Annotated in this window: 22 protein-coding genes and 1 pseudogene; 14 read left to right on the forward strand and 9 right to left on the reverse strand. The window is 64.8% G+C overall.

The window, feature by feature from the left end; genetic code table 11:
• Positions 1-45: 45 nt before the first annotated feature.
• The 4 genes from fabA to IB235_RS03490 are packed head-to-tail and all read left to right on the forward strand — an operon-like array spanning position 46 to position 3452.
• Positions 46-555 carry a bifunctional 3-hydroxydecanoyl-ACP dehydratase/trans-2-decenoyl-ACP isomerase gene (gene fabA, locus IB235_RS03475; RefSeq protein WP_155038201.1) on the forward strand — a complete coding sequence of 170 codons (510 nt, stop codon included), beginning with the start codon at positions 46-48 and terminating at the stop codon, positions 553-555.
• A gap of 28 nt (positions 556-583) precedes the next feature.
• On the forward strand, positions 584-1813 hold the full coding sequence (fabB, locus tag IB235_RS03480; protein ID WP_155038202.1) for a beta-ketoacyl-ACP synthase I: 1230 nt from the start codon (positions 584-586) through the stop codon (positions 1811-1813).
• Positions 1814-1818: 5 nt separating this feature from the next.
• Complete coding sequence (locus tag IB235_RS03485) at positions 1819-2607, forward strand: enoyl-ACP reductase (RefSeq protein ID WP_192335563.1); 789 nt, start codon at positions 1819-1821, stop codon at positions 2605-2607.
• The gene (locus tag IB235_RS03490) at positions 2607-3452 is read left to right on the forward strand and encodes an alpha/beta fold hydrolase (protein ID WP_192335565.1); all 846 of its coding nucleotides are present in this window, start codon (positions 2607-2609) and stop codon (positions 3450-3452) included. Before IB235_RS03485 ends, IB235_RS03490 begins: the two co-directional genes overlap by 1 nt.
• 3 nt (positions 3453-3455) lie before the next feature.
• Here IB235_RS03490 and IB235_RS03495 read toward each other — a convergent pair whose 3' ends face one another.
• From IB235_RS03495 to IB235_RS03515, 5 genes are all read right to left on the reverse strand, one after another.
• On the reverse strand, positions 3456-3623 hold the full coding sequence (locus tag IB235_RS03495) for a hypothetical protein (protein WP_170297592.1): 168 nt from the start codon (positions 3621-3623) through the stop codon (positions 3456-3458).
• 84 nt (positions 3624-3707) lie between these two features.
• Positions 3708-4700: a hypothetical protein gene (locus IB235_RS03500; RefSeq protein ID WP_192335567.1), complete on the reverse strand. Its 993-nt coding sequence runs from the start codon at positions 4698-4700 to the stop codon at positions 3708-3710.
• Positions 4701-4812: 112 nt separating this feature from the next.
• Positions 4813-5907 (reverse strand): DUF475 domain-containing protein, encoded by a 1095-nt coding sequence (locus tag IB235_RS03505; protein WP_155038206.1) that lies wholly within the window; start codon positions 5905-5907, stop codon positions 4813-4815.
• A gap of 179 nt (positions 5908-6086) precedes the next feature.
• Positions 6087-7469 carry a sensor histidine kinase gene (locus IB235_RS03510; RefSeq protein ID WP_225612028.1) on the reverse strand — a complete coding sequence of 461 codons (1383 nt, stop codon included), beginning with the start codon at positions 7467-7469 and terminating at the stop codon, positions 6087-6089.
• A complete protein-coding gene (locus tag IB235_RS03515) occupies positions 7456-8121 on the reverse strand; it encodes a response regulator transcription factor (protein ID WP_192335569.1) in 666 nt (221 codons plus the stop codon). Before IB235_RS03515 ends, IB235_RS03510 begins: the two co-directional genes overlap by 14 nt.
• A gap of 12 nt (positions 8122-8133) precedes the next feature.
• On the opposite strand from IB235_RS03515, the gene IB235_RS03520 reads away from it, so the two are divergent.
• From IB235_RS03520 to aqpZ, 7 genes and pseudogenes are all read left to right on the forward strand, one after another.
• The gene (locus IB235_RS03520; RefSeq protein ID WP_192335571.1) at positions 8134-9282 is read left to right on the forward strand and encodes an ABC transporter substrate-binding protein; all 1149 of its coding nucleotides are present in this window, start codon (positions 8134-8136) and stop codon (positions 9280-9282) included.
• Positions 9283-9473: 191 nt separating this feature from the next.
• Complete coding sequence (locus tag IB235_RS03525) at positions 9474-10415, forward strand: tripartite tricarboxylate transporter substrate binding protein (protein WP_192335573.1); 942 nt, start codon at positions 9474-9476, stop codon at positions 10413-10415.
• Positions 10412-10906, forward strand: coding sequence for a tripartite tricarboxylate transporter TctB family protein (locus IB235_RS03530; protein WP_155038210.1), 495 nt, complete (start codon positions 10412-10414; stop codon positions 10904-10906). Before IB235_RS03525 ends, IB235_RS03530 begins: the two co-directional genes overlap by 4 nt.
• A 3-nt stretch (positions 10907-10909) precedes the next feature.
• Positions 10910-12427 (forward strand): tripartite tricarboxylate transporter permease, encoded by a 1518-nt coding sequence (locus tag IB235_RS03535; RefSeq protein WP_155038211.1) that lies wholly within the window; start codon positions 10910-10912, stop codon positions 12425-12427.
• 133 nt (positions 12428-12560) lie between these two features.
• Positions 12561-12713 carry a hypothetical protein gene (locus IB235_RS03540; RefSeq protein ID WP_170297594.1) on the forward strand — a complete coding sequence of 51 codons (153 nt, stop codon included), beginning with the start codon at positions 12561-12563 and terminating at the stop codon, positions 12711-12713.
• A 204-nt stretch (positions 12714-12917) separates the two neighbouring features.
• Positions 12918-14774, forward strand: a complete 1857-nt coding sequence (locus IB235_RS03545) for a PhoX family phosphatase (RefSeq protein WP_192335575.1) — start codon at positions 12918-12920, stop codon at positions 14772-14774.
• Between the two features lie 229 nt (positions 14775-15003).
• Positions 15004-15689 (forward strand): annotated as a pseudogene (gene aqpZ, locus IB235_RS03550) (aquaporin Z).
• A 16-nt stretch (positions 15690-15705) separates the two neighbouring features.
• Here the strand turns inward: aqpZ and glmS are convergent.
• Both glmS and glmU read right to left on the reverse strand, forming a co-directional pair.
• Positions 15706-17523, reverse strand: a complete 1818-nt coding sequence (glmS, locus tag IB235_RS03555) for a glutamine--fructose-6-phosphate transaminase (isomerizing) (protein WP_192335577.1) — start codon at positions 17521-17523, stop codon at positions 15706-15708.
• A gap of 1 nt (position 17524) precedes the next feature.
• Positions 17525-18865, reverse strand: coding sequence for a bifunctional UDP-N-acetylglucosamine diphosphorylase/glucosamine-1-phosphate N-acetyltransferase GlmU (gene glmU, locus IB235_RS03560; RefSeq protein WP_192335579.1), 1341 nt, complete (start codon positions 18863-18865; stop codon positions 17525-17527).
• Between the two features lie 103 nt (positions 18866-18968).
• On the opposite strand from glmU, the gene IB235_RS03565 reads away from it, so the two are divergent.
• Positions 18969-19646: an HAD-IA family hydrolase gene (locus tag IB235_RS03565; protein ID WP_192335581.1), complete on the forward strand. Its 678-nt coding sequence runs from the start codon at positions 18969-18971 to the stop codon at positions 19644-19646.
• Positions 19647-19691: 45 nt separating this feature from the next.
• Here the strand turns inward: IB235_RS03565 and bfr are convergent, their stop codons facing one another.
• Positions 19692-20177, reverse strand: coding sequence for a bacterioferritin (gene bfr, locus IB235_RS03570; protein WP_192335583.1), 486 nt, complete (start codon positions 20175-20177; stop codon positions 19692-19694).
• On the reverse strand, positions 20125-20415 hold the full coding sequence (locus IB235_RS03575; protein ID WP_155038218.1) for a bacterioferritin-associated ferredoxin: 291 nt from the start codon (positions 20413-20415) through the stop codon (positions 20125-20127). The genes bfr and IB235_RS03575 overlap by 53 nt, the downstream gene beginning before the upstream one ends.
• Positions 20416-20536: 121 nt before the next feature.
• Here IB235_RS03575 and queA point away from each other — a divergent pair, with 121 nt between their 5' ends.
• A complete protein-coding gene (gene queA / locus IB235_RS03580; protein ID WP_192335586.1) occupies positions 20537-21586 on the forward strand; it encodes a tRNA preQ1(34) S-adenosylmethionine ribosyltransferase-isomerase QueA in 1050 nt (349 codons plus the stop codon).
• Between the two features lie 11 nt (positions 21587-21597).
• Entirely contained in the window at positions 21598-22845 is a 1248-nt protein-coding gene (locus IB235_RS03585) for an MFS transporter (RefSeq protein WP_155038220.1), read from the forward strand.
• Position 22846 lies beyond the last annotated feature (1 nt).

Consider the following 22846-nt stretch of genomic DNA (forward strand, 5'->3'; position numbering starts at 1 on the left):
CGGCAGCATATTCTGACCCGACTTCCATCGAGGAGACCAGCGCGCATGACGATGACCCGGACCAGCTTTGACAAGGACGACCTGCTGGCCTGTGCCCGTGGCGAGCTGTTTGGCCCCGGCAACGCGCAGCTCCCCGAGCCGCCGATGCTGATGATGGACCGCATCACCGAGATCTCGGGCGATGGCGGGCTGCATGGCAAGGGCCATGTCGTCGCGGAATTCGACATCAACCCGGACCTGTGGTTCTTTTCCTGCCACTTCCCCGGCAACCCGATCATGCCGGGCTGCCTTGGCCTTGACGGGCTGTGGCAGCTGACCGGCTTCAATCTGGGCTGGCGGGGTTGGACCGGCCGCGGCTACGCGCTTGGCGTGGGCGAGGTCAAGCTGACCGGCATGGTCCGCCCGGATCGCAAGATGCTGCGTTATTACGTCGACTTCACCAAAGCCGTGCAGACCCGCCGCCTGACCATGGGCGTCGCGGATGGTCGCGTCGAGGCAGATGGCGAAGTCATCTATCTGGTCAAAGACATGAAAGTCGCGCTGTCGGAAAGCTGACTTCACCACCGAATTCAGGAGAGCCCCCATGCGCCGCGTTGTCGTCACTGGTCTAGGCATCGTTTCCAGCATCGGAAACGACAAGAACGAAGTCCTTGCCGCGTTGAAAGCCGGAAAATCCGGCATCACCGCCAATGAGGACATGAAGGAATACGGCTTCCGCAGCCAGGTTGCCGGCGCGGTCAAGCTGGACCCCAAAGAGCTGATCGACAAGCGCGTGCTGCGCTTCATGGGTCCGGGTGCCGCCTATGGCTATCTGGCCATGCAGCAGGCCATCGCCGATGCGGGCCTTGAGGAAAGCGACGTGGTGAACCCGCGCACCGGCCTGATCGCCGGTTCGGGCGGGCCGTCGACCTCGAGCATGTTCGCGGCGCATCAGCTGGTGCTGAACTCGGGCGCGCCCAAGAAGATCGGGCCTTTCGCGGTGCCGAAATGCATGAGCTCGACCATTTCGGCCAACCTGTCCACCGCGTTCCGCATCAAGGGCGTGAACTACTCGATCACCTCGGCCTGCTCGACCTCGCTGCATTGCATCGGGAACGCTGCTGAACAGATCGCTTTCGGCCGTCAGGACATCATGTTTGCCGGCGGCGCCGAGGAACTGGACTGGACCCTGTCCTGCCTGTTCGACGCGATGGGCGCGATGTCGTCCAAGTATAACGACCAGCCGGAAAAGGCCTCGCGCGCGTTTGACGCGAACCGCGACGGTTTCGTCATCTCGGGCGGCGGCGGCATTCTGGTGCTTGAGGAACTCGAACACGCGAAAGCCCGCGGCGCCAAGATCTATGCCGAAGTCACCGGCTATGCCGCGACCTCGGACGGGCATGACATGGTCGCGCCCTCGGGCGAAGGCGGCGAGCGCGCGATGCGTCTGGCGCTGGAAACCCTGCAACCGGGCCGCAAGGTCGGCTATATCAACGCGCATGGCACCTCGACCCCAGTTGGTGACGTGGGCGAGGTTCAGGCCGTCCGCCGCGTCTTTGGCGAAGGCTCGACCCCGCTGATCTCCTCGACCAAATCGATGACCGGTCACAGTCAGGGCGCCACCGGCGCACAAGAGGCGATCTACTGCCTGCTGATGCTGGACAATGACTTCATCGCGCCCTCGATCAATGTCGAGACGCTGGACCCCGCCATTCATGAAGGCGAAATTGCAACGCGCCTGATCGAAAATGCCGGACTGGATACGGTTATGACCAACTCCTTCGGCTTTGGCGGTACGAATGGCTCGATGCTGCTGTCCAGATACAACGGATAAGAAACATGTCGGATTTGATGAAGGGCAAACGCGGTCTCGTGATGGGGGTCGCGAATGAGCGCTCTATCGCATGGGGCATTGCCAAGGCGCTGGCCGATCAGGGCGCGGAACTGGCCTTTTCCTATCAGGGCGAGGCTTTCGGAAAGCGGGTCGAACCGCTGGCCGCCAGCGTCGGCTCGGATTTCCTTGTCGACGTGGACGTGAATGACGACGCATCGCTGGACGCGGCCTTTGGCCAGATCGAGAAGCGCTGGGGCAAGCTGGACTTCGTCGTCCATGCCATCGCGTTTTCCGACAAGAACGAACTTGCCGGGCGCTTCATCAATACCTCGCGCGATAACTTCAAGAATTCGCTGACGATTTCCTGCTATTCGCTGATCGACGTGGCCCGCCGTGCGCGGCCGCTGATGACCGATGGCGGCTCGATCATCACGCTGACCTATGGCGGCTCGAACCGGGTGACGCCCTTCTACAACGTGATGGGCGTGGCCAAGGCGGCACTGGAATCGGCCGTGCGCTATCTGGCCGACGATCTGGGCCCCGAGGGTATCCGCGTCAATGCGATCAGCCCCGGCCCGATGAAGACGCTGGCGGGCGCGGCCATCGGCGGCGCGCGCAAGACCTATCGTCATACCGAGGCGAATGCCCCCCTGCGCGCCAATGCCACGCTGGAAGCCATTGGCGGGACGGCGGTCTGGCTGTGCTCGGATTGGGGTGCCTGCACCACCGGCGAGATCGTTCTGGTCGATGGTGGCTATCACGTGCTGGGGATGCCGCATTCGGAAAACCTGTGATGGATGTCAGCCACTTCACCGCCAGTGACGGCGCCCGCCTTGCCTTTCGGGATCAGGGTCAGGGACTGCCGGTGCTGGCGCTGTCGGGGTTGACCCGCAGCGGCGCCGATTTCGATTATCTGTCCCCGCATCTGCAGGGCGTGCGGCTGATCCGGCCCGACTATCGCGGTCGGGGCGGATCGGAATGGACCGGGGCCGCCAGCTACACCGTCCAGCGCGAGGCGCAGGACGCGCTGGAGCTGCTGGACCATCTGGGCGTCGGCAAGGCCGCGGTGCTGGGCACCTCGCGCGGCGGCATTATCGGCATGTTTCTGGCCGCGACAGCCAAGGATCGGATGCTGGGCCTGTGCCTGAACGATGTCGGCCCGATCCTGCACCGACCGGGGCTGGAAAAGATCAAGGATTATGTGGGTCGCAACCCCGCCGCCAAGACCCATGAGGAACTGGCCCGCAAGCTGCCCCGTCTGATGACCGAGTTCCGCAATGTCCCCGACAGCCGCTGGCTGTCCGAGGCCACGCGCCATTACATTGCGACCCCGGACGGGCTCAAGATCAGCTACGACCCCGAATTGCGCCAATCCTTCCTTGAAGGATTCAACGGTCCCGATATCGACCTGTGGCCGCTGTTCAACGCCGCGGATGGCTTGCCGCTGGCCCTGATCCGGGGCGCGAATTCCGACCTGCTGTCACCCGAGATTGCGGCGCAGATGCGCGCGCGCCGCCCCGACATGATCTTTGCCGAGGTCCCCGATCGCGGCCATATCCCCTATCTGGATGAGGCCGAGGCCCTGAGCGGCATCCGCGACTGGCTGGCGCTGATGCAGCAACCGGGCCGGGGCGCCTAAGCCCTACTTGGCCGTCGCCGCGCCCACCGTGGCACCTGCCACGGCACCGACAGGCCCACCGACCACGGCACCACCAACTCCACCGGTCGCGGCGCGGGTAGTGGCGTTTTCGCCGCAGGCCGAAACAGTCAGGATCACGCCCAGAACAAGGGCAGCGGACAGGAACTTCATCACGTATTCCTTTCCTTGAGATGCGCGACAACATGCCGCCTTTCTCAGGGATTACGCCCGGCAGCCGGTTCGGGTTCCCCCGCCTCACAGACCCGTCAGCGGCTGCGAGGTGACCACCTGCCAGACAGTTTCCTGCATCCGCCGCGCCAATTCGGCAGACGGCGCGCGGGCATCCGAACCATCCGCGAGCTTCAGCTGATACGGCAGCCCGACCGGGCTTTTGCCATAGATCACCGCGTAATGTGTCAGCGCGACCAGATAGACGCCCAGATCATTCACATGGATATCGTCGGTGAACAGATCCTCGCGGCGCCTGAGTTCGGCAATACCGCCCGACGATTCGGCCTCAGTCACCAGCCGCGCCATGACCTGCCCCGCCGGGATCAGCCAGACCGGACGCCCGGCCCCGCGCGCGGCGGACCACAGAAGCTGGCTCCACAGCCCGTCCAGATCGCCGGGGATCCGCCGCAGCCAATCGGGCTGGTCCTTCAGATTGTGCCAGCTTTCATACAGGAACAGATCGATATCCGGGTTTCCGGCCACTGCCTCGGCACTCCATTTGCCGACAGCGGCCAGCGAATCCTTGTACATGATCGCGTCGCGCAGGCTGACCATCTCGGTCATGACAAAGGCATCGTATTCGCCGCTGGCCAGCGCCTGATGCGCGTCGCGGTAATGGGGCGTGGCGTTTTCCTGATCGAAGCCGTTGACGGCCTCGGGCCCCTTGAAATGCTCGCTCAGCGCTGCGCCCCAGCCCAGTTGCAGCGCGTAGTCATGTCCAGCCAGCTGCGCCAGCATCGCGGGCATGTCGCGCCCGACAAGGCTGTGGCCAAGGTGATAGACCCGCTGCGGCCCCTGCGGCAGCACCCGCGGTTCCTGATACAGCGCCCGCACATCCGCACCGTCGTCATGGCGCGGTATCGCCTGCGGCATCAGCCGCCACGCCCCCCCCAGCAGGATGGCAATGGCCAGCACCACCAGACCCAGACGGGGCAATGCGCCACCGCGCCAACGAAACGCCAGAAGCAGCAAACCCGCCGTCACCAGCGCCAGCCCAATAAGGAAAATATACCGCAAACCCGCGCCCCGAACCGATGAACCCGCGCCAAGGCTAGCAGCGCCATGTCAAAATTCGACGAAAAAAGGCCGCCCCGAAGGGCGGCCCTGTCATTTCATCGGGGTGAAGGCCTTAGCCCTCGGCAACCTTCTTGCGGTTCCAGCGGATCGAGGACCACAGCGAGATCCCGATCAGCGTCGCACCGCCAAGGCCGGTGATGACCTCGGGGATATGCATCAGGGGCTGCACGAACATGATGATCGACAGCGCGATGATCGCGTAGAAAGCACCGTGTTCAAGGAAGCGGTACTCGGCCAGCGTGCCGCGCTCGACCAGCATGATGGTCATCGAGCGGACATACATCGCGCCGATGCCAAGGCCGATGGCGATGATGAACAGGTTGTGGGTCAGCGCAAACGCACCGATCACACCGTCGAAGCTGAACGAGGCATCCAGAACTTCCAGATACAGGAACGCACCCAGACCACCCTTGGCACCCGCCTGCAGCGTCTGCTGTTGCGTGCTGTCCAGAAGACCGCCCAGAACCTCGACCAGAAGGAAGGTCAGCAGGCCCCAGATCGCCGAACGGAAGAAGACCTCGGATTCGGCCTCACCCAGGAAGCGCGAGAAGATCAGCACGGTGACCAGAACGATTGCGACCTCGATGCCGCGAATCGTGGCGTAGCGCTGCATCTTGTCCTCAAGCCAGCGAACCCAGTGCACGTCTTTTTCATGGTCGAAGAAGAAGGACAGGCCGACCATCATCAGGAAGGTGCCGCCAAAGGCCGCGATCGGCAGATGCGCGTCATGCATGATGGCCGAATACTGGTCAGGCTGCGTTGCTGCCAGCACCATCGCCTGCCACGGGCCGATATTGGCCGCGACCACGACGATCAGCAGCGGGAAGACGATCCGCATGCCGAAGACGGCGATGACGATGCCCCAGGTCAGGAAGCGATGCTGCCATTCCGGTGTCATGTCCTTGAGCTTGTTGGCGTTGACGATGGCGTTGTCGAAGCTCAGCGAGATCTCAAGCACCGCAAGCACGGCGCAGATGAAGAAGACCGACAGCGTCCCGCCGACGGTTCCGGTCGCTTGCCAGCCAAGCACCGCGCCCAGCGCCAGGCCGATGGCCGTGACGATGAAGGACCAGCGGAAATAGCTAAGGGTTGAGGATTGGGCTCCATTCGCGTTTCCCCCCGCGAGAGGGTTGCTTCCGTGCTGCATGTGAGAACTAAGGTCCAGGCGGCTGGTCAAAGATCGGTGCCGACATCACGAACGTGCCGCCACGTTTCGCCAGAGGGGCCCGGACACCAAACTGTATTCACGCTTTCGCGAATTCCGGGAAAATGGCGACTCCATTCCTGAAACGCAAGCCTGATCTTCTGTTTTTGCGCTATCAGCCCTCAGGTTTCCGCCAAAGGCAGGCTGATCCGGGCGCAAAGCCCCTGCCCGCCCGCACCATCGACCAGCGTCAGGCGCCCCCCGAACAGCGCCGCAATCTCATCGACGACCGGCAGGCCCAGCCCCATGCCCGGCCCCTGCGTGCGACCGCGCGCGAAACGGTTTACGGCCGCAGCGCGGGCCTCGGGCGGGATGCCCGGCCCGTCATCCTCGACCTCCAGCACGGCATTCGCATCCTCACGCCGGACCCGGACCGTCACCATGCCCCCCGCCCGGCCATGCAGTATCGCGTTCGAGATCAGGTTGCGCAAAGCCTCGCCCAGCAGCAGGGGTTCGGCACGGACAAGGACCTGCGCCTCCTCGCCCTCATAGCCCAGATCGATCCCCATTTCGGCAGCGGCAGGGATATGGTCGGCGGTCAGGTCGCGGGCGAAACCGACCAGATCCATCTGGCCTACATCCCGCCCCGAGGTCGCATCGACCTTGGCCAACAGCAGCAATTGCGCAAGGATACGCTCGGCATGCGCCACGGCGGCATCGCCCTTTTGCGCGGCTTCCTGCGCCTCGGCCAGACTGCCCGCCCGCGCCGCCAGCGCCAGTTGCGTGCGCACCACCGCCAAAGGCGTGCGCAGCTGGTGGCCCGCATTGCCGGTGAAATTCCGCAACCCGTCCAGCGCCGATTTCAGCCGCGACATGAACAGGTTGATGGTGCCGACCAGCCCGCGCACCTCGGATGGCACGCGGGTCTCGACCGGGCCCAGATCGTCGGGGCTGCGTTCGGCAATCGCCTCGCCCAGACGATAAAGCGGCTGCAAGGACACGGTAACGGCGATGCCGACAATCCCCACCGCCCCAAGGATCATCAGCGCCAGCCGCAAGGCCGACCGCATCAGGATCGTGCGCGTCAGTTCGACCCGCGCCCGCGTGGTTTCCGCCACGGTGACGACGAAGGGCACCTCATCGATGCCGGTCGATGCGGCGCGGGCAAGGCTGGCGACGCGCACCGGTTCACCGCGGAAAACACCGTCGGAAAAGGCCGGATCGGCCCCTTGCCGGGCGCGCGCCACCGGCAGGTCGGCATAGCCGGTCACCAGATGGCCGGGCGGGCCGTCGACACGGTAGAACACCCGGTCCTCGGCCGCCGAACTCAGCATCTCCAGCGCGCCGTAAGGGATCTCGATGGCGATGCGGCCGTCCTGATCCAGCGAGGCGCGTTCCGCGATGACCAGCGCGGAACCGGCCAGGACCCGATCGGCCAGCGCATTCGCCATGCGCTCGGCCTCGCGCCCGGTATCGATCAGCGCCAATGTCCCGAATGCCGCCGTGGCGACCAGCAGCCACAACAGCAGCCGCCGTCGGATCGAGAACGGCCTACGCCCGGTCAAGGAAATAGCCGATGCCGCGCGCCGTCTTGACCGTCACCCCGGCGGGGGCAAGGCGTTTGCGCAAGCGGCTGACATATTGCTCGATTGCATTGGCGGACAGGTCGTCTTCCAGCGAGGTCAGGGACTGCACGATGGTTTCACGGGGAACGACCTTACCCGCACGGGTGATCAGCAGTTCCAGCAACCCGCGTTCACGTGCCGGCAGGTCCAGCGGTTGATCGCCCACCCTAAAGCTGCGGCTGTTCTGGTCGAAACTCAGCCCGCCGAAGCTGACCGTCGCCGTGCGCAGCCCCGCCTGACGCCGCAGAAGCGAGCGGATGCGCGCCTCGAACTCGCCGATGTCGAAGGGCTTGATCAGGTAATCGTCAGCGCCAAGGTCCAACCCCTTCACCCGGTCCTCGGGCGCGCCGCGCGCGGTCAGGATCATCACGGCGGCGGGATTGCGGCGGGCGCGCATGGCGCGCAGCACCTCCAGCCCGTCCATCTGCGGCAGGTTCAGGTCAAGGATGACCAGATCGAAGCTTTCGGCGGCAGCCACGGCCTCGGCCGAGGCACCGTCATGGACCACGTCCACCGCATAGCCCGATTGGCGCAGCAGGGCATGCAGCCCCTCGGCCAGTGATAGATTGTCCTCGACCAGCAAGATGCGCACGACGTCCCCCCAATGGCTGCGAACCTATCCCCGCGCGCGGCGCTTGTGAACGGGGCGCGGCTTTGGCAATGTCGCGCGATCATGCGCCTGCCCGCCCTGCTGCCAGCAATCGCCGCCCTTCTGACGCTGCTGACCGGCGCGGCTGCGGCCCAGACCACGGTGTTTCCCGCACGGACGGGCAGCGCCGGGAATGAGCTTTCGGTCTATTCCTCGCTGGACAATGATCTGGCCGCACCGCTGATCCAGGCCTTTCAGGCGCGCCATCCCGATGTCTTGGTCCGCTACCGCAACCTGCTGACCGGCGATCTGCATGACCGCATCGTGGCCGAGACGCAATCGGGCGAGGGCACGGCGGATTTCGCCTTTTCCTCGGCCATGGACCTGCAGATCAAGCTGGCCAATGACGGCTTTGCCCGCGCGGTCGAAACGCCCGACACCGCCGATTGGCCCGACTGGGCGAACTGGCGCGACACCGCCTATGCGCTGACCTTCGAGCCTGCCGTCTTTGCCTATCACAAGCCCAGTTTCGCGGGCCGCGCACCGCCCGCCACCCGCACCGACCTGATGCGCTGGATGGCCGAGCATCCCGATCAGGCGCAAGGCCGGATCGGCACCTATGACATCTCGCGCTCGGGCGTGGGTTACCTGTTCATGGCCCGCGATCAGGAGCTTTACCCCGATATCTGGTCGGTCGTGGCTGCGATGGGTCGGGCGGGTGTGCAGCAATTCGCCACCTCGGGCGAGCTGCTGGAGCGGATCTCGGATGGCAGGCTGGCGGTTGGCTACAACCTGCTGGGCTCCTATGCCGCCGAATGGTCGCGCCGCCACCCCGAGGTGGGCGTGATCCTGCCGCGAGATTTCACCGTAGTCGTGTCGCGGGTGGCTCTGGTGCCCGCCGCCGCCCGCCGCCCCGATCTGGGCACCAGCTTTCTGGCCTTCCTGATGTCCCCCGAGGGGCAGACGCTGCTGTCCCAGACCCTGCGCCTTTCCGCCGTCAGCCTTGAAGTCGCGGGCCAGCAAAGCCCGGCGGGCGGCATGCAGGATCTGGCCGGGCTGCGGCTGAAACCGGTGCCGGTCAGCCCCGGCCTGCTGGCCTATCTGGATCAGGCGACACGGGCAAAACTGCTGGCGCGCTGGAACGAGGCAATCGCGGGTCATTAACCTTTCTTGAATTTCTGTCCGCCATGTCAGGTCCATGACAGGTTCCTGTGATGAAACGGTTTCCGGACCGGCCCGTGTGCCGCTCCAAGGAGGACACCCCCCGCTTTGGGAGAGGCTGGGGGTCAGGTCAGAAAAAACAAGACATGCGACCGGGCGGCCATGACCGTCGCGGCGCCCTGCGGAGGAATGTCATGAAGCAATTCGTTCTCGCCAGCCTGCTTGCCGGCTCGGTCGCCATGCCCGCCATGGCCGATTACACCATCATCGCCCCCGCCAATCCGGGCGGCGGCTGGGACCAGACCGCCCGCACCATGCAGACCGTGCTGCAGGAAGAAGGCATCTCGAAATCGGTGCAGGTCCAGAACGTCCCCGGCGCCGGCGGCACCATCGGCCTTGCGCAATTCGCCAGCCAGAACAAGGGCAACCCCGACGCGTTGATCGTCGGCGGCTATGTCATGGTCGGCGCGATCCTGACCAACAACTCGCCCGTCTCGCTGAAGGACGTGACCCCGATCGCGCGCCTGACCGGCGAATATGAGGCCATCGTCGTCCCCGCCGCTTCGCCCATCAAGGACATTGCCGGACTGATCGAATCGCTGAAAGCCGATCCGGGCGCGGTTAGCTGGGCTGGCGGCTCGGCTGGCGGCACCGACCATATCGCCGTTGGCCTGATCGCCAAGGCGGCGGGCGTCGATCCGACCAAGATCAACTACATCGCCTATTCCGGCGGTGGCGAAGCGCTGGCCGCGATCCTTGGCAATCAGGTGACCGCAGGGATTTCCTCGCTGGGCGAATTCGACGCCCAGATCAAGGCAGGCACGCTGCGTCTGCTGGCCTTGTCCTCGCCCGAGCGCATCGCCGGTGCCGACGCGCCAACCCTGAAGGAAGCGGGTCTGGACGTCGAGCTGCAGAACTGGCGCATGGTCGCCGCTGCTCCGGGTTTGTCGGACGAGCAGAAGGCCAAGGTGACCGCCGATGTCGAGAAAATGGTGAAATCCGAGAACTGGCAGAAGCAACTGGCCGACAAGGGCTGGTCGGACACCTACCTGTCGGGCGCGGATTTCGACGCCCAGCTTGAAAAGGATGTGACCTCGACCGGGACCGTCCTCAAGGACATCGGTCTGGTGAAATGAGCGTAAACGAACCGCAAAAACAGCGCCGCCGGGATACGGCGGCGCTGGTCATCGCCGCCGGTCTGGCCGTCGTCGCGGGCGTGATGCTGTGGGACAGCGCACGCCTTGCCGATCTGGGCGGCTATTCCGGCGTCGGTCCGGCCAGCGTCCCGCGCGTCGTGGCTTACGGGCTGCTGGGGCTGTCGGTCTGGACCGTCTTTGCCGCGCTGAAGGGCGACTTCCCCGAGCGTCCCGAACAGAACGTGCCCCCGGTCCTGTGGATCATCGCGGGCCTTGCCGCGCAACTGCTGCTGCTGCATGTCGCGGGTTTCTCGATCGCCACGGGCATCCTGTTCGCCTTTACCGCGCGGGCCTTTGGCAAGCGCAATCTGGCGATGACGATCCCGCTGGGCATCGTCTTTGCCTTTGCCGTCTGGGCGGTCTTCTCCCAGCTTCTGATGCTGCATCTGCCTGCGGGTCCGCTTGAGCATCTGATCTTTCGGGGGGCCTGAGACATGGGTGCATTCGATTTCCTGATGCAGGGTCTGGCCACCGCGGCCGAGCCGATGATGCTGCTTTACGCGCTGATCGGCGTGACCTTGGGCACCGCCGTCGGCGTGCTGCCCGGCATCGGCCCGGCGCTGACCGTGGCGCTGCTGCTGCCCGTCACCTACCGGCTGGACCCGGCAGGCTCGCTGATCATGTTCGCGGGCATCTATTACGGCGGGATGTATGGCGGTTCGACCACCTCGATCCTGCTGAACACGCCGGGCGAAAGCGCCTCGATCATCACCGCGCTTGAGGGCAACAAGATGGCCCGCAAGGGCCGTGGCGGCCCGGCCTTGGCCACCGCCGCCATCGGGTCCTTTGTCGCGGGGCTGATCGCAACCTTGCTGCTGGCCTTCCTTGCGCCAAGCATCGTCAAAGTGGCGCTGGTCTTTGGCCCGCGTGAATATTTCGCGCTGATGGTGCTGGCCTTTGTCACCGTTTCCGCTGCCTTCGGGGATTCCGCGCTGCGCGGGCTGACCTCACTGTTCCTTGGTCTGGCGCTGGCCTGCGTCGGCATCGACCAGCTGACTGGTCAGGCGCGCATGTCATTCGGCGTGCCGGAACTTCTGGACGGGATCGAGGTCACCACCATGGCCGTCGCCATGTTCGCCATTGGCGAGGCCCTGTTCATCGCCGGTCAGAAAAACCAGCAAGACGATGAGGTCACCGCCGTCAAGGGCTCGGTCTGGATGAGCCGCAGCGACTGGGCGCGCTCGTGGAAACCGTGGCTGCGCGGGACCTTCCTTGGCTTCCCCATCGGTGCCATGCCCGCGGGCGGGGCCGAAATCGGCACCTTCCTGAGCTACGCCACCGAGAAAAAGCTGTCCAAGCACCCCGAGGAATTCGGCCATGGCGCCATCGAAGGCGTCGCCGGTCCCGAGGCCGCGAACAACGCATCCGCCGCCGGGACGCTGGTGCCGCTGCTGACGCTGGGCCTGCCGACCTCGGCCACGGCGGCGATCATGCTGGCGGGCTTCCAGCAATTCGGCCTGCAACCGGGGCCGCTGCTGTTTGCCACGAACCCGACGCTGGTCTGGGGGCTGATCGCCTCGTTGCTGATCGCCAATGCCATGCTGCTGGTCCTGAACCTGCCGCTGATCGGGCTGTGGGTAAAGCTGCTGACCGTGCCGAAACCGTGGCTTTACGCGGGCATCCTGCTGTTCGCGACGCTGGGCACCATCGGTGCAAACCCGTCCAGCTTCGAGCTGGGGATGCTGCTGGGCTTTGGTGTGCTGGGCTATGTGATGCGGCTTTTCGGCTATCCGATCGCGCCGATTGTCGTCGGTCTGATCCTTGGCCCGATGGCCGAGCAGCAGCTGCGCCGCGCATTGGCAATCAGCCAAGGCGACTGGACCGTGCTGGTGCAATCGCCCATCGCCGCGACCCTGCTGGGCATCGCCGCCTTGGCGCTGATCGTGCCGCTGATCCTACGCGCCCGTGGCAAGGGTCAGGTTCTGGCCCAACTGGGCGGCGACGAGGACTAAGGTCCCTTCGCAACAAAATCGGGCCGCCATGTCCTGTGGGCATGGCGGCTTTGACCCTTTGCCACGTTGTGCAAACCGGCGGGAGCGCCCATCTGACTGGTACCGAAACATTCAGGACCAGACAGGAAAAACGATGACCGTCCTTCATTCCATCCGACAGGCTTTCAGCACGCTCCGCGCGGCGATCCATGCCGCCTCGGCCGTGGAAATGCACCGTGTGCCGACGGCTCGTGACCTGAACAAGCTGGGCATCGACAAGGCCGCTTTTCAGCGTATCCACCTGTAAGCACCCCCCTTCTTCCTCCCTCCCTCTCTTCTGCCCAATTCATGCCGCCCGTGTCCTGCGACCGGGCGGTTTTTTTTCGTGCCCGATTGTCAGAGAATTGTCGCATGACTGTCGGCCCGCCGTCATGCCCCACTGCGATAGGGTCCGCGATACGAGGCGCGGACAGCGCCCGTGCAAGCGATCATCAGCTAGCCAGAGGCCGCCATGACCAAGAAAACCACGCTTGACCTGTCCTGGGACGAATTCGACGAGTTGCGCGATCCGCGTCCCACCCGCCAGCAATTCGACGAGGTTGTCGACCGCGCCATCTCGCGCCGTGGTTTTCTCGGCGTGCTGGCGGTCGGCTCGGGTGCCGCGGTCTTTGGCTCGGCGATGCTGGGCGCGACCTCGGCCCGCGCGCAGGCGGCGGCCTTCAAGTTCGAGCCGGTCGCCGCAGGCACCGGTTTCGAAATTCAGGTGCCCAAGGGCTATGCCTGGAAGCCGCTGGTGCGCTGGGGCGATGCGTTGGTCACCGAGGCCAAGGACAGCTTCTCGGCCGAAACCGGGGTTTCCCTTGCCATGTCCGACAAAGTCTTTGGCGAGAATACCGACGGGATGGAGCTGTTCGAGGTCGACGGCAAGCAGGTCATCGCCGTCAACTCGGAATATGTGAACCCCGAGATCAACCTGCCGGTTGAGGCCGAAGGCACCCCCCGCACCGCCGAGGAAGTCCAGCTGCTGAAAAACATGCAGGGCGTGACGGTGATGGAAGTGGCCGATACCGGCGCGGGCTACGGCGTCGTTCTGGACAGCCCCTATAACCGCCGCATCACCAATGACACGCCGATGACCCTTGGTGGTCCGGTTGCGGGCACGGATTTCGTGAAGACCGCCGCCGACCCCGATGGTCGGGCGGTTCTGGGCACGCTGAACAATTGCGGCTCGGGCCGCACGCTGTGGGGCACCTATCTGACCTGCGAGGAAAACTTCAACGGCTATTTCGGCATGACCGCCGAGCGCGAGCAGACCCCGGCCGAGAAGCGCTATGGCCTGAAGGGCGAAAGCCAATATGCCTATGAAAAGTTCGACGCGCGCTTCGACCTGACCACCAACCCCAATGAGCCGAGCCGCTTCGGCTGGGTGGTCGAGATCAACCCTGCCGACCCGAAATCGACCCCGGTGAAGCACACCGCCCTTGGCCGCTTCAAGCATGAGAATGCCGAGATGGTGCAGGCGAAAGACGGTCGCATCGTCGTCTATCTGGGCGATGACGAACGCGGCGAGTTCATCTATCGCTATGTCTCGAACGGGACCTGGGCCGAGGGTCAGCCCACCGAAGGCCTGCTGTCCGACGGCACGCTTTACGTCGCGCGCTTCAACGACGACATGAGCGGCGAATGGCTGGCGCTAACGCCCGAGACCACCGGCATGACCCTGCCCGAGTTGCTGGTCTATGCCCGTCTGGCCGGCACCAAGGTCGGCGCGACCACCATGGACCGCCCGGAATGGATCGCCGCCCATCCCGCGAAATGCGAGGCTTACTGCGCGCTGACCAACAACTCGAAACGCGGCGGCGAGGCGATGCCGACGAACGCCGCCAACCCGCGCGAGGCCAATGAATTCGGCCAGATCGTGCGCTGGCGTCCCGAGGGCGAGGATCATGGTGCCGACAAGTTCGCCTGGGATCTGTATGTCATGGCCGGCAACCCCAATGTCCACAAGGACGCCTTTGCCGGGTCGCCCAATGTGAATGCGGGCAATATGTTCAACTCGCCCGATGGCATGGCTTTTGACAGCGAAGGCATGTTGTGGATCCAGACCGATGGCGAGGACAGCAACGAGGGCAACTTCGCTGGTATGGGCAACAACCAGATGCTGGTCGGCAATCCCGAAACCGGCGAGATCGCCCGCTTTCTGACCGCTCCGAACGGCGCCGAAGTCACCGGCCTGTGCTGGTCGGCGGATAAAAAGGTTGCTTTTGTCGGCATCCAGCATCCCGGCGGCAGCTGGCCAGACGGCAATGGCAAACCGCGTTCCAGCGTGATCGCGGTCTGGCGCGAGGACATGGCGACGATCGGCTGACGTCATACGTTACGCCGGGGCGCTGCCCCGGACCCCGGGATATTTGGGCAAGAAAGAAGCCGGGTCGCAGCAATGCGGCCCGGCTTTTGCATGGCTGAAGCGAGGCTGCAACAGTCGCGGCCTGTCGGCAGTGGCCGGGCGAATTTCGTTTCCAGACCCGCAGGATGATGAGAGCATCGCCCCGCAATGCACTAATTTGACGAACTATCCTTGTGATTGGAGTCCTGAAATGCAGAAGCAATTGGGCGCGGAAGCGCTTGGCACGTTCTGGCTGGTTTTCGGCGGTTGCGGCAGCGCCATTCTGGCAGCCGGTGTGCCTGATCTGGGCATTGGATTTTTGGGCGTTTCGCTCGCGTTCGGTCTGACGGTCGTCACCATGGCCTATGCGGTCGGCGGGATCTCGGGCGGGCATTTCAACCCGGCGGTCACGATCGGTCTGGCCACTGCGGGGCGTTTCCCCGGCGGGCGGGTCGTCCCTATATCATCGCGCAATTGATCGGCGCGATCCTTGCGGCGGCAGTGCTTTATGTCATCGCCTCGGGCAAGACCGGGGCAAATCTGGGGTCATTCGCGGCGAATGGCTATGGCGCGGCCTCTCCCGATGGCTATTCGATGCTGTCGGGGCTGGTGATCGAGATCGTGCTGACCGCGTTCTTCCTGTTCGTCATTCTGGGCGTGACGCATGGGCGTGCGCCGGTGGGCTTTGCGCCACTGGCCATCGGCCTGACCTTGACGCTGATCCACCTGATCTCGATCCCGGTGACCAATACCTCGGTCAATCCGGCGCGCTCGACCAGTCAGGCGCTGTTCGCAGGTGGCACGGCGATTTCGCAACTGTGGCTGTTCTGGGTCGCGCCGATCATCGGTGCGGTGATCGGCGCGGTGATCTGGAAAGCGGTGGGCGAGACCGACTAGGTCCCGCCCCAGGCGGTCATTCGACCGTCACCGACTTCGCGAGGTTGCGCGGCTGGTCCACATCCGTGCCCTTCGCGACAGCGGTGTGATAGGCCAGATATTGCATCGGCACGGCATAGAGGATCGCCGCGAAAGCGCCCCCTCCGGAAGGCAGGGTCAGGCTGGCACGGATACCGTGCCCGCCTTTCTCGATCCCCTCGGCGTCGGAAATCAGCAGTACTTGCCCGTGGCGGGCCATGACCTCTTGCATGTTCGAGACGGTCTTGTCGAACAGCGCGTCGCGCGGAGCAACGACCACCACCGGCACATTGCGGTCGATCAGCGCGATCGGGCCGTGCTTGAGTTCGCCCGAAGCATAGCCTTCGGCGTGGATATAGCTGAGTTCCTTGAGCTTCAGCGCTCCTTCCAGCGCCACCGGATAAAGCGGCCCGCGGCCCAGATACAGCACGTCCTGCGCCTCGGAGAGCCAGCCCGCAAGGCGGCGGCATTCGTCGCTGACGGCCAGCGTCTGGTTCAGCAGCCCCGGCAGCGCCCGCAGATCAGCCAGATGCGCGCGCAATTCGCCATCTGTCAGGCGACCCCGGTCATGGGCGGCTTTCAGCGCCAGCACGGCAAGGACCGCAAGCTGGCAGGTGAAGGCCTTGGACGAGGCCACGCCGACCTCGATCCCGGCCAGCGTCGGCAGGGCAATGTCCGCGTCCCGTGCGATGGCAGAGGTGCCGACATTGACCACGCCGACGGTCTTGGCGACCTTGTCGCGGGCGTAGTGCAGCGCGGCCAGCGTATCGGCCGTCTCGCCCGACTGGCTGATGAACATGGCCCAGCTGCGGGGCGACAGAGGCGGCTCGCGGTAGCGGAACTCGGAGGCCACATCCAGATCGCAGGGTAGCCCGGCGATGCTTTCGAACCAGTAGCGGGCAACGCAGGCGGCGTAATAGGCGGTGCCGCAGCCCACCAGCGTCAGCCGGTCCACGTCGCTGAAATCAATCGCCTCGGGCAGGACGATGCGACCGTCCTTGATGTAATGCTCAAGCGCATCGCCCAGCACGGCGGGCTGCTCGGCGATTTCCTTGGCCATGAAATGGCGGTAGCCGCCCTTGTCGATCTGGGTCGCGCCCACGTCGATCTGCTGGATCTCGCGGTTGGCGGGTTGGCCTGCGGCGTTGAAGATCTGGGCCCCTTGCCGGGTGATGATCGCGTGGTCGCCGTCCTCAAGGTAGGTGATGCGGTCGGTGAAGGGCGCCAGCGCCACCGCGTCCGAGCCGATGAACATCTCGCCCTTGCCATGGCCGACGGCCAGCGGACTGCCCTTGCGGGCGGCGATCATCAGGTCGCCCTCGCCCTGGAACAGGAAGGCCAGCGCAAAGGCGCCATGCAGGCGCGACAGCGTGGCGCGGGCGGCCTCAACGGGGCCAAGACCCTGATCCATGTGCCATGCGGTCAGCAGGGCGACGGTTTCGGTATCGGTGTCGGATTCGGGCGTCAGGCCCAGCGCCACGACCTCATCGCGCAGCTCGCGGAAGTTTTCGATGATGCCGTTATGGACGACGGCCACCGGGCCGCGGCGATGCGGATGGGCATTGGCCTCGGTCGCGGCACCATGGGTGGCCCAGCGGGTATGGCCGATCCCGGCATGGCCGGGCAGCGGTTCATGCACCAGCCGGTCGGACAGGTTGACCAGCTTGCCGACAGCGCGGCGGCGGTCAAGCTGTCCCGAGGCATCGACGGTGGCGACGCCGGCGCTGTCATAGCCGCGATATTCCAGACGCTTCAGCGCCTCGACCAGTTGGGGCGAAACTTCGTGATTGCCCAGAATGCCGATGATTCCGCACATGTTACTGCCCCTTCTTCTGGCGCAAAGCCTGCATCAGGCGGGTGGCAAGGCCGGGTTTCGTCACCTGACGGGCGCGGCCAATGGCCATCGCGTCATCGGGCACATCCTCGGTGATGACCGAACCCGAGCCGGTCATGGCGCGGTTGCCCACGCGCACAGGCGCGACCAGCATCGTGTCCGACCCGATGAAGGCATTGGCCCCGATTTCGGTCCGGTGCTTGCCGACGCCGTCGTAATTGCAGGTCACGGTGCCCGCGCCGATATTCGTGGCCTCGCCGATATGGGCATCGCCCAGATAGGTCAGGTGGCCGACCTTGACGCCTTCGTCCAGCACCGAGTTCTTGATCTCGACGAAATTGCCGACATGCACGTCGCCGCCCAGCTCCGCGCCGGGACGCAGGCGGGCAAAGGGACCGACCGTCGCGCCCGAGCTGACATGGCAGCCTTCCAGATGACAGAAGGGCAGGATCTCGGCCCCGCTTTCCACGGTGACGCCGGGACCGAAGACCACGTTCTGGCCGATGATCGCATCGCGGCCGACAAAGGTGTCCAGCGCGAACCAGACCGTGGCCGGATCGGCCAGCGTCACCCCATCCTCAAGCGCGCGGATGCGGGCGCGGGACTGGAATGCGGCCTCGGCGGCAGCCAGTTCCTCGCGGGTGTTGATGCCAAGGGTTTCGGCTTCGGGGCAGGTCACGACCTCGACCCGGCGGCCCTCGGCGCGGGCAAGGGCGGGGATGTCGGTCAGGTAATACTCACCCGCCGCATTGGCATTGCCGATCCGGGGCAGCAATTCGCGCAGCAGCCCGGCATCGGCGGCCAGCACGCCGGAATTCACCAGACGGATGGCGCGCGTGGCCTCATCGGCGTCCTTGTACTCGACGATCCGCTCCAGCCCCTCGGGGCCGGTCACCAGACGGCCATAGCGGCCGGGATCGGCAGCCTCGAAGCCCAACACCACGACATCGGCGGAATGGGCGGCCAGCGCCAGCAGCGTGTCCTCTCCGATGAAGGGGGTGTCGCCATACAGCACGATCACCCGGCCTTCGAAGCCCTCAAGCTGCGGCAGCGCCTGGCTGACGGCATGGGCGGTGCCAAGCTGCTCTTCCTGCAGGGCGACCAGCGCCTCGGGGTCCAGCTTGCCGACCGCCTTCTTCACCGCATCCGCGCCGTGGCCGGCGACAACCACGACCCGCTCGGGTTCGACCGCACGACCGGCGGCCAGCGCATGCGCGACCAGAGGCACGCCGCCCAGACGGTGCAGCACCTTGGGCAGGTCCGACTGCATCCGACTGCCCTGACCGGCGGCCAGAACGATGAGAGCGACGGGATTGTCTGACATGACGGCCTCTTGCCTGTTTCTTATCTGATCTTGGCGTTCTACCTATGGGGCGGCATCGGGGAAAGACCCCGGCGCATCACACATCTTGACGGAAGGTTACAGCATGGCGGGAACGGTGGTCTTCGATCTGGACGGGACGCTGGCCGATACTTCGGGCGACCTGATCGCGGCGGCCAATGCCTGTTTCACGGATCGCGGCCTTGGCCAGCTTCTGGACCCGGTCGCGGATGCGCTGATCGCCTTTCACGGCGGCCGCGCCATGCTGCGCGCGGGCTATGCAAGGATCGGTGCCGACACCCTGCTGCCCCCCGGCGCCGAGGATGAGGATTATCCCCGCCTGCTTGACCATTACGGCACCCGCATCGCCGTCCATACAAGGCTTTATCCGGGAACCGAGGCCGCGCTGGATCGTCTGGCCGAGGCCGGCCACCTTCTGGCGGTCTGCACCAACAAGCCCGAGGCGCTGGCCGAAATCCTGCTGCGAGAATTGGGCATCCGCGACCGCTTCGCTGCGATGATCGGCGCGGATACGCTGCCGGTCAGGAAGCCCGACCCCCGCCCCTATGCCGCCGCGGTCGAGGCGGCGGGCGGCGCGGTCGCGCATTCCTTCCTTGTCGGAGACACCGAAACAGACCGCAAAACCGCCGCCGCTGCGGGGGTGAAAGTTGCACTGGTCGCCTTTGGCCCCGAAGGCGAGGCGCTGACCCGTCTGGCCCCGGAAGCGATGCTCAAGCATTTCGATGACCTGCCCGCCCTGGCGCAGGACTGGCTGGGCGCATGATAAAGGGGGGCCAATAGGCCCCCCGTTGGCGCGATCCCGGTCGGATCACTCGGCTTCGTTGGCCGGTTTCGCGTTGAGATGGCCGTAATTCTGCGCGCCGATCGACTCATACAGGTCAAGCTGGGTTTCGAGGAAGTCGATATGACCTTCCTCATCGGTGATCAGCGCTTCGAACAGATCCTTGCTGACATAGTCCTTGACGGATTCGCAGTGGTCGCGTGCCTCGACGTACAGCGTGCGCGCGTCATATTCGGCAGCCAGATCGGATTCCAAAGTTTCCTTCAGGTTCTGGCCGATGCGCAGCGGGTCCAGTTTCTGCAGGTTCGGATGTCCCTCAAGGAAGATGATGCGCTGGATCAGCCGATCCGCGTGATTCATTTCCTCAATGGATTCGGCACGGGACTTCTCGGCGATGCGGCCGTAGCCCCAATCTTCTTGCAGGCGGTAATGCAGCCAATACTGGCTGACAGCGGTCAGTTCAGACCGTAGCGCTGCGTTGAGATACTCGATGACCTTGGCGTCGCCCTTCATGGATTGCTCCTTTGCGCGTGGCTCTTAGACCCCGAAGAATGGGGGGCACGGCCAGATTATCGCAATGACGCATCGTGTCTAGGAACAAGGGCATGCAGCTGCCGCAATCGGGCCGCTTGCCAAGGGTATGATAGACTTTTCCGGGGGTTATGATCGCTTCTGGATCGGCTGCACGCATCCAGTCCACCGCCGCGCGGATGTCATGGTCGGAGATCTGGGAGCAGTGGCAGATGATCATGGGACTCACCTCAGGAATGCGCAAAACTTACTGATTCCGTGCGGCATGTAAAGCCTGAGCTTTTCACTTTGTGATTATCCGCCGCCTTGACGCTGGAATTCAGCGGCGCGAGAAGCCCCCTATGAAGCTTGACGATTTCGATTTTCACCTGCCCGAAGGGCTGATTGCCACCCGCCCCGCGCGCCCGCGCAGCGCGGCCCGTCTGCTATTGGCCAAGGGCGACGCGATCAGCGACCTGCATGTGCGCGACCTGACCGACCTGCTGGGTCCGGGCGATCTGCTGGTGCTGAATGACACCAAGGTCATCCCCGCGCGCCTGACCGGTAGCCGCACCCGCCAGACCCCGCAGGGCGAGGCCGTGGCCAAGGTCGAGATCACGCTGTTGGAGCCCGATGCCAATGGCGGCTGGAAAGCGCTGGCCAAGCCCCTGCGCAAGCTCAAGCAGGGCGAGACCATCCATTTCGGCGAGGCACTGTCCGCCGAGGTCACCGAGATCGCCGAGGCCGGGCTGACCCTGCGCTTTGACGCTACCGGCGAGGCCTTTGACGCCGCGCTGAGCCAGGTCGGCGCGATGCCCCTGCCCCCCTATATCGCCGCACTTCGCGCCCCCGATGAGGCCGACCGCGAGGATTACCAGACCGTCTGGGCCCGGAATACCGGTGCCGTCGCCGCGCCCACCGCCAGCCTGCATTTCGACGCGGATCTGCTTGAGGCGCTGAAGGCGCGCGGCGTCCGCTTTGTCCATGTCACCCTGCATGTCGGCGCGGGCACCTTCCTGCCGGTCAAGGTCGAGGACGTGACCACCCACAAGATGCATGGCGAATGGGGCGAGGTGACGCCGGAAGCGGCCGAGGCGATCAACGCCACCCGCGCCGCCGGCGGTCGCGTGATCCCGGTCGGCACCACCGCGCTGCGCCTGATCGAATCCGCCGCCTCCGAGGACGGAATCGTCCTGCCCTTCCGCGATGTCACCGAAATCTTCATCTATCCGGGTTATCGTTTCCGGGTGACCGACGCGCTGATGACCAATTTCCACCTGCCGAAATCGACGCTGCTGATGCTGGTCAGCGCGCTGATGGGGCAGGACCGCATCCGCGAGATCTATCGTCACGCCGTGGATTCGGGCTATCGCTTTTTCAGCTATGGCGATGCCTCACTTTTGATTCCCTAAGGGATTTCGACATGCTGACCGTGCTGCGAACCACATGGCCCCTGCTTCTTGGCATCCTGCTGCTGATGGTCGGCAACGGGATGCAGGGCACATTGCTGGGCATCCGCGGCGCGATCGAAGGCATCAGCACCACCCAGATGTCGGTGGTCATGTCGACCTATTTCGGCGGCTTCCTGCTGGGCTCGCGCTTGGTGCCGGGGATGATCCAGAAGGTCGGCCATGTCCGCGTCTTTGCCGCGCTGGCCTCGATGATCTCGTCCGTGCTGATCCTTTACGCGGTCTGGCCGCACTGGATCTTCTGGGCGGTGCTGCGGCTGTCGATCGGCTTCTGCTTCTCGGGGGTCTACATCACCTCGGAAAGCTGGCTGAATGCCAGTGCCAGCAATCAAACCCGCGGTCAGGCGCTGTCGGCCTATATGATCGTGCAGATGCTGGGCATCATCACGGCACAGCTTCTGATGAATATCAGCGATCCGGCGGGCTACATGCTGTTCGTCATCCCCTCGGTTCTGGTCAGCTTCTCGTTCCTGCCGATCCTGCTGTCGCGCCAACCCGCGCCGCAATTCGCGTCGATTCAAAGGATGTCCTTCGCACGGCTGTTCCAGGTCTCTCCGCTGGGCTGCATCGGCATGTTCCTGATGGGCGGGGTGTTCTCGGCCATCTTCGGCATGGCCTCGGTCTGGGGCTCGCTCAAGGGGCTGACCGTGACCGAGATCTCGGCCTTTGTCGCCGCGATCTACATGGGCGGGCTGGTGCTGCAATATCCGGTCGGCTGGTTCTCGGACCATAATGACCGGCGGATGATCGTGATGGTGCTGTCGCTGGTCGGGCTGATCGTCAGCTTCGTCACGCTTTACGTGCAGCCGGGCATCTGGGGTCTGCTGCTGACCGCGGCGCTGATCGGGGGCGTCGCGAACCCGGTCTATTCGCTGCTGATCGCCTATACCAACGACTTTCTGGACAACCGGGACATGGCCGCGGCCTCGGCAGGGCTGCTGTTCATCAACGGCGTCGGCGCGATCACCGGGCCGCTGATCACCGGCTGGCTGATGTCGCAGCTGGGGCCGGAGGGCTTCTGGGTCTATATCGGCTTCCTGCTGACCCTGCTGACGATTTACGCGGGCTGGCGCATGTTGCGCCGCGCGGCCCCGGCCATGGACCAGAACTTTGCGGTCATCGCCCCCTCGGCCACCACCGTCGCGATCGAGGCCGCGCTGGAAAACGCTGGCCCGGACGAGGCGCAGAAACCCGCTACGTGAC

This window comes from Paracoccus sp. PAR01 (assembly GCF_014851995.1).
GTDB lineage: Bacteria > Pseudomonadota > Alphaproteobacteria > Rhodobacterales > Rhodobacteraceae > Paracoccus > Paracoccus litorisediminis.

Bases quoted from the DNA above. Each gene is read 5' to 3' on its own strand.
- fabA (WP_155038201.1), top strand. From the start codon at position 46: ATGACGATGACCCGGACCAGCTTTGACAAGGACGACCTGCTGGCCTGT.
- fabB (WP_155038202.1), top strand. From the start codon at position 584: ATGCGCCGCGTTGTCGTCACTGGTCTAGGCATCGTTTCCAGCATCGGA.
- IB235_RS03485 (WP_192335563.1), top strand. From the start codon at position 1,819: ATGTCGGATTTGATGAAGGGCAAACGCGGTCTCGTGATGGGGGTCGCG.
- IB235_RS03490 (WP_192335565.1), top strand. From the start codon at position 2,607: ATGGATGTCAGCCACTTCACCGCCAGTGACGGCGCCCGCCTTGCCTTT.
- IB235_RS03495 (WP_170297592.1), bottom strand. From the start codon at position 3,623: ATGAAGTTCCTGTCCGCTGCCCTTGTTCTGGGCGTGATCCTGACTGTT.
- IB235_RS03505 (WP_155038206.1), bottom strand. From the start codon at position 5,907: ATGCAGCACGGAAGCAACCCTCTCGCGGGGGGAAACGCGAATGGAGCC.
- IB235_RS03520 (WP_192335571.1), top strand. From the start codon at position 8,134: ATGGCTGCGAACCTATCCCCGCGCGCGGCGCTTGTGAACGGGGCGCGG.
- IB235_RS03525 (WP_192335573.1), top strand. From the start codon at position 9,474: ATGAAGCAATTCGTTCTCGCCAGCCTGCTTGCCGGCTCGGTCGCCATG.
- IB235_RS03530 (WP_155038210.1), top strand. From the start codon at position 10,412: ATGAGCGTAAACGAACCGCAAAAACAGCGCCGCCGGGATACGGCGGCG.
- IB235_RS03535 (WP_155038211.1), top strand. From the start codon at position 10,910: ATGGGTGCATTCGATTTCCTGATGCAGGGTCTGGCCACCGCGGCCGAG.
- IB235_RS03540 (WP_170297594.1), top strand. From the start codon at position 12,561: ATGACCGTCCTTCATTCCATCCGACAGGCTTTCAGCACGCTCCGCGCG.
- IB235_RS03545 (WP_192335575.1), top strand. From the start codon at position 12,918: ATGACCAAGAAAACCACGCTTGACCTGTCCTGGGACGAATTCGACGAG.
- glmS (WP_192335577.1), bottom strand. From the start codon at position 17,523: ATGTGCGGAATCATCGGCATTCTGGGCAATCACGAAGTTTCGCCCCAA.
- glmU (WP_192335579.1), bottom strand. From the start codon at position 18,865: ATGTCAGACAATCCCGTCGCTCTCATCGTTCTGGCCGCCGGTCAGGGC.
- IB235_RS03565 (WP_192335581.1), top strand. From the start codon at position 18,969: ATGGCGGGAACGGTGGTCTTCGATCTGGACGGGACGCTGGCCGATACT.
- bfr (WP_192335583.1), bottom strand. From the start codon at position 20,177: ATGAAGGGCGACGCCAAGGTCATCGAGTATCTCAACGCAGCGCTACGG.
- IB235_RS03575 (WP_155038218.1), bottom strand. From the start codon at position 20,415: ATGATCATCTGCCACTGCTCCCAGATCTCCGACCATGACATCCGCGCG.
- queA (WP_192335586.1), top strand. From the start codon at position 20,537: ATGAAGCTTGACGATTTCGATTTTCACCTGCCCGAAGGGCTGATTGCC.
- IB235_RS03585 (WP_155038220.1), top strand. From the start codon at position 21,598: ATGCTGACCGTGCTGCGAACCACATGGCCCCTGCTTCTTGGCATCCTG.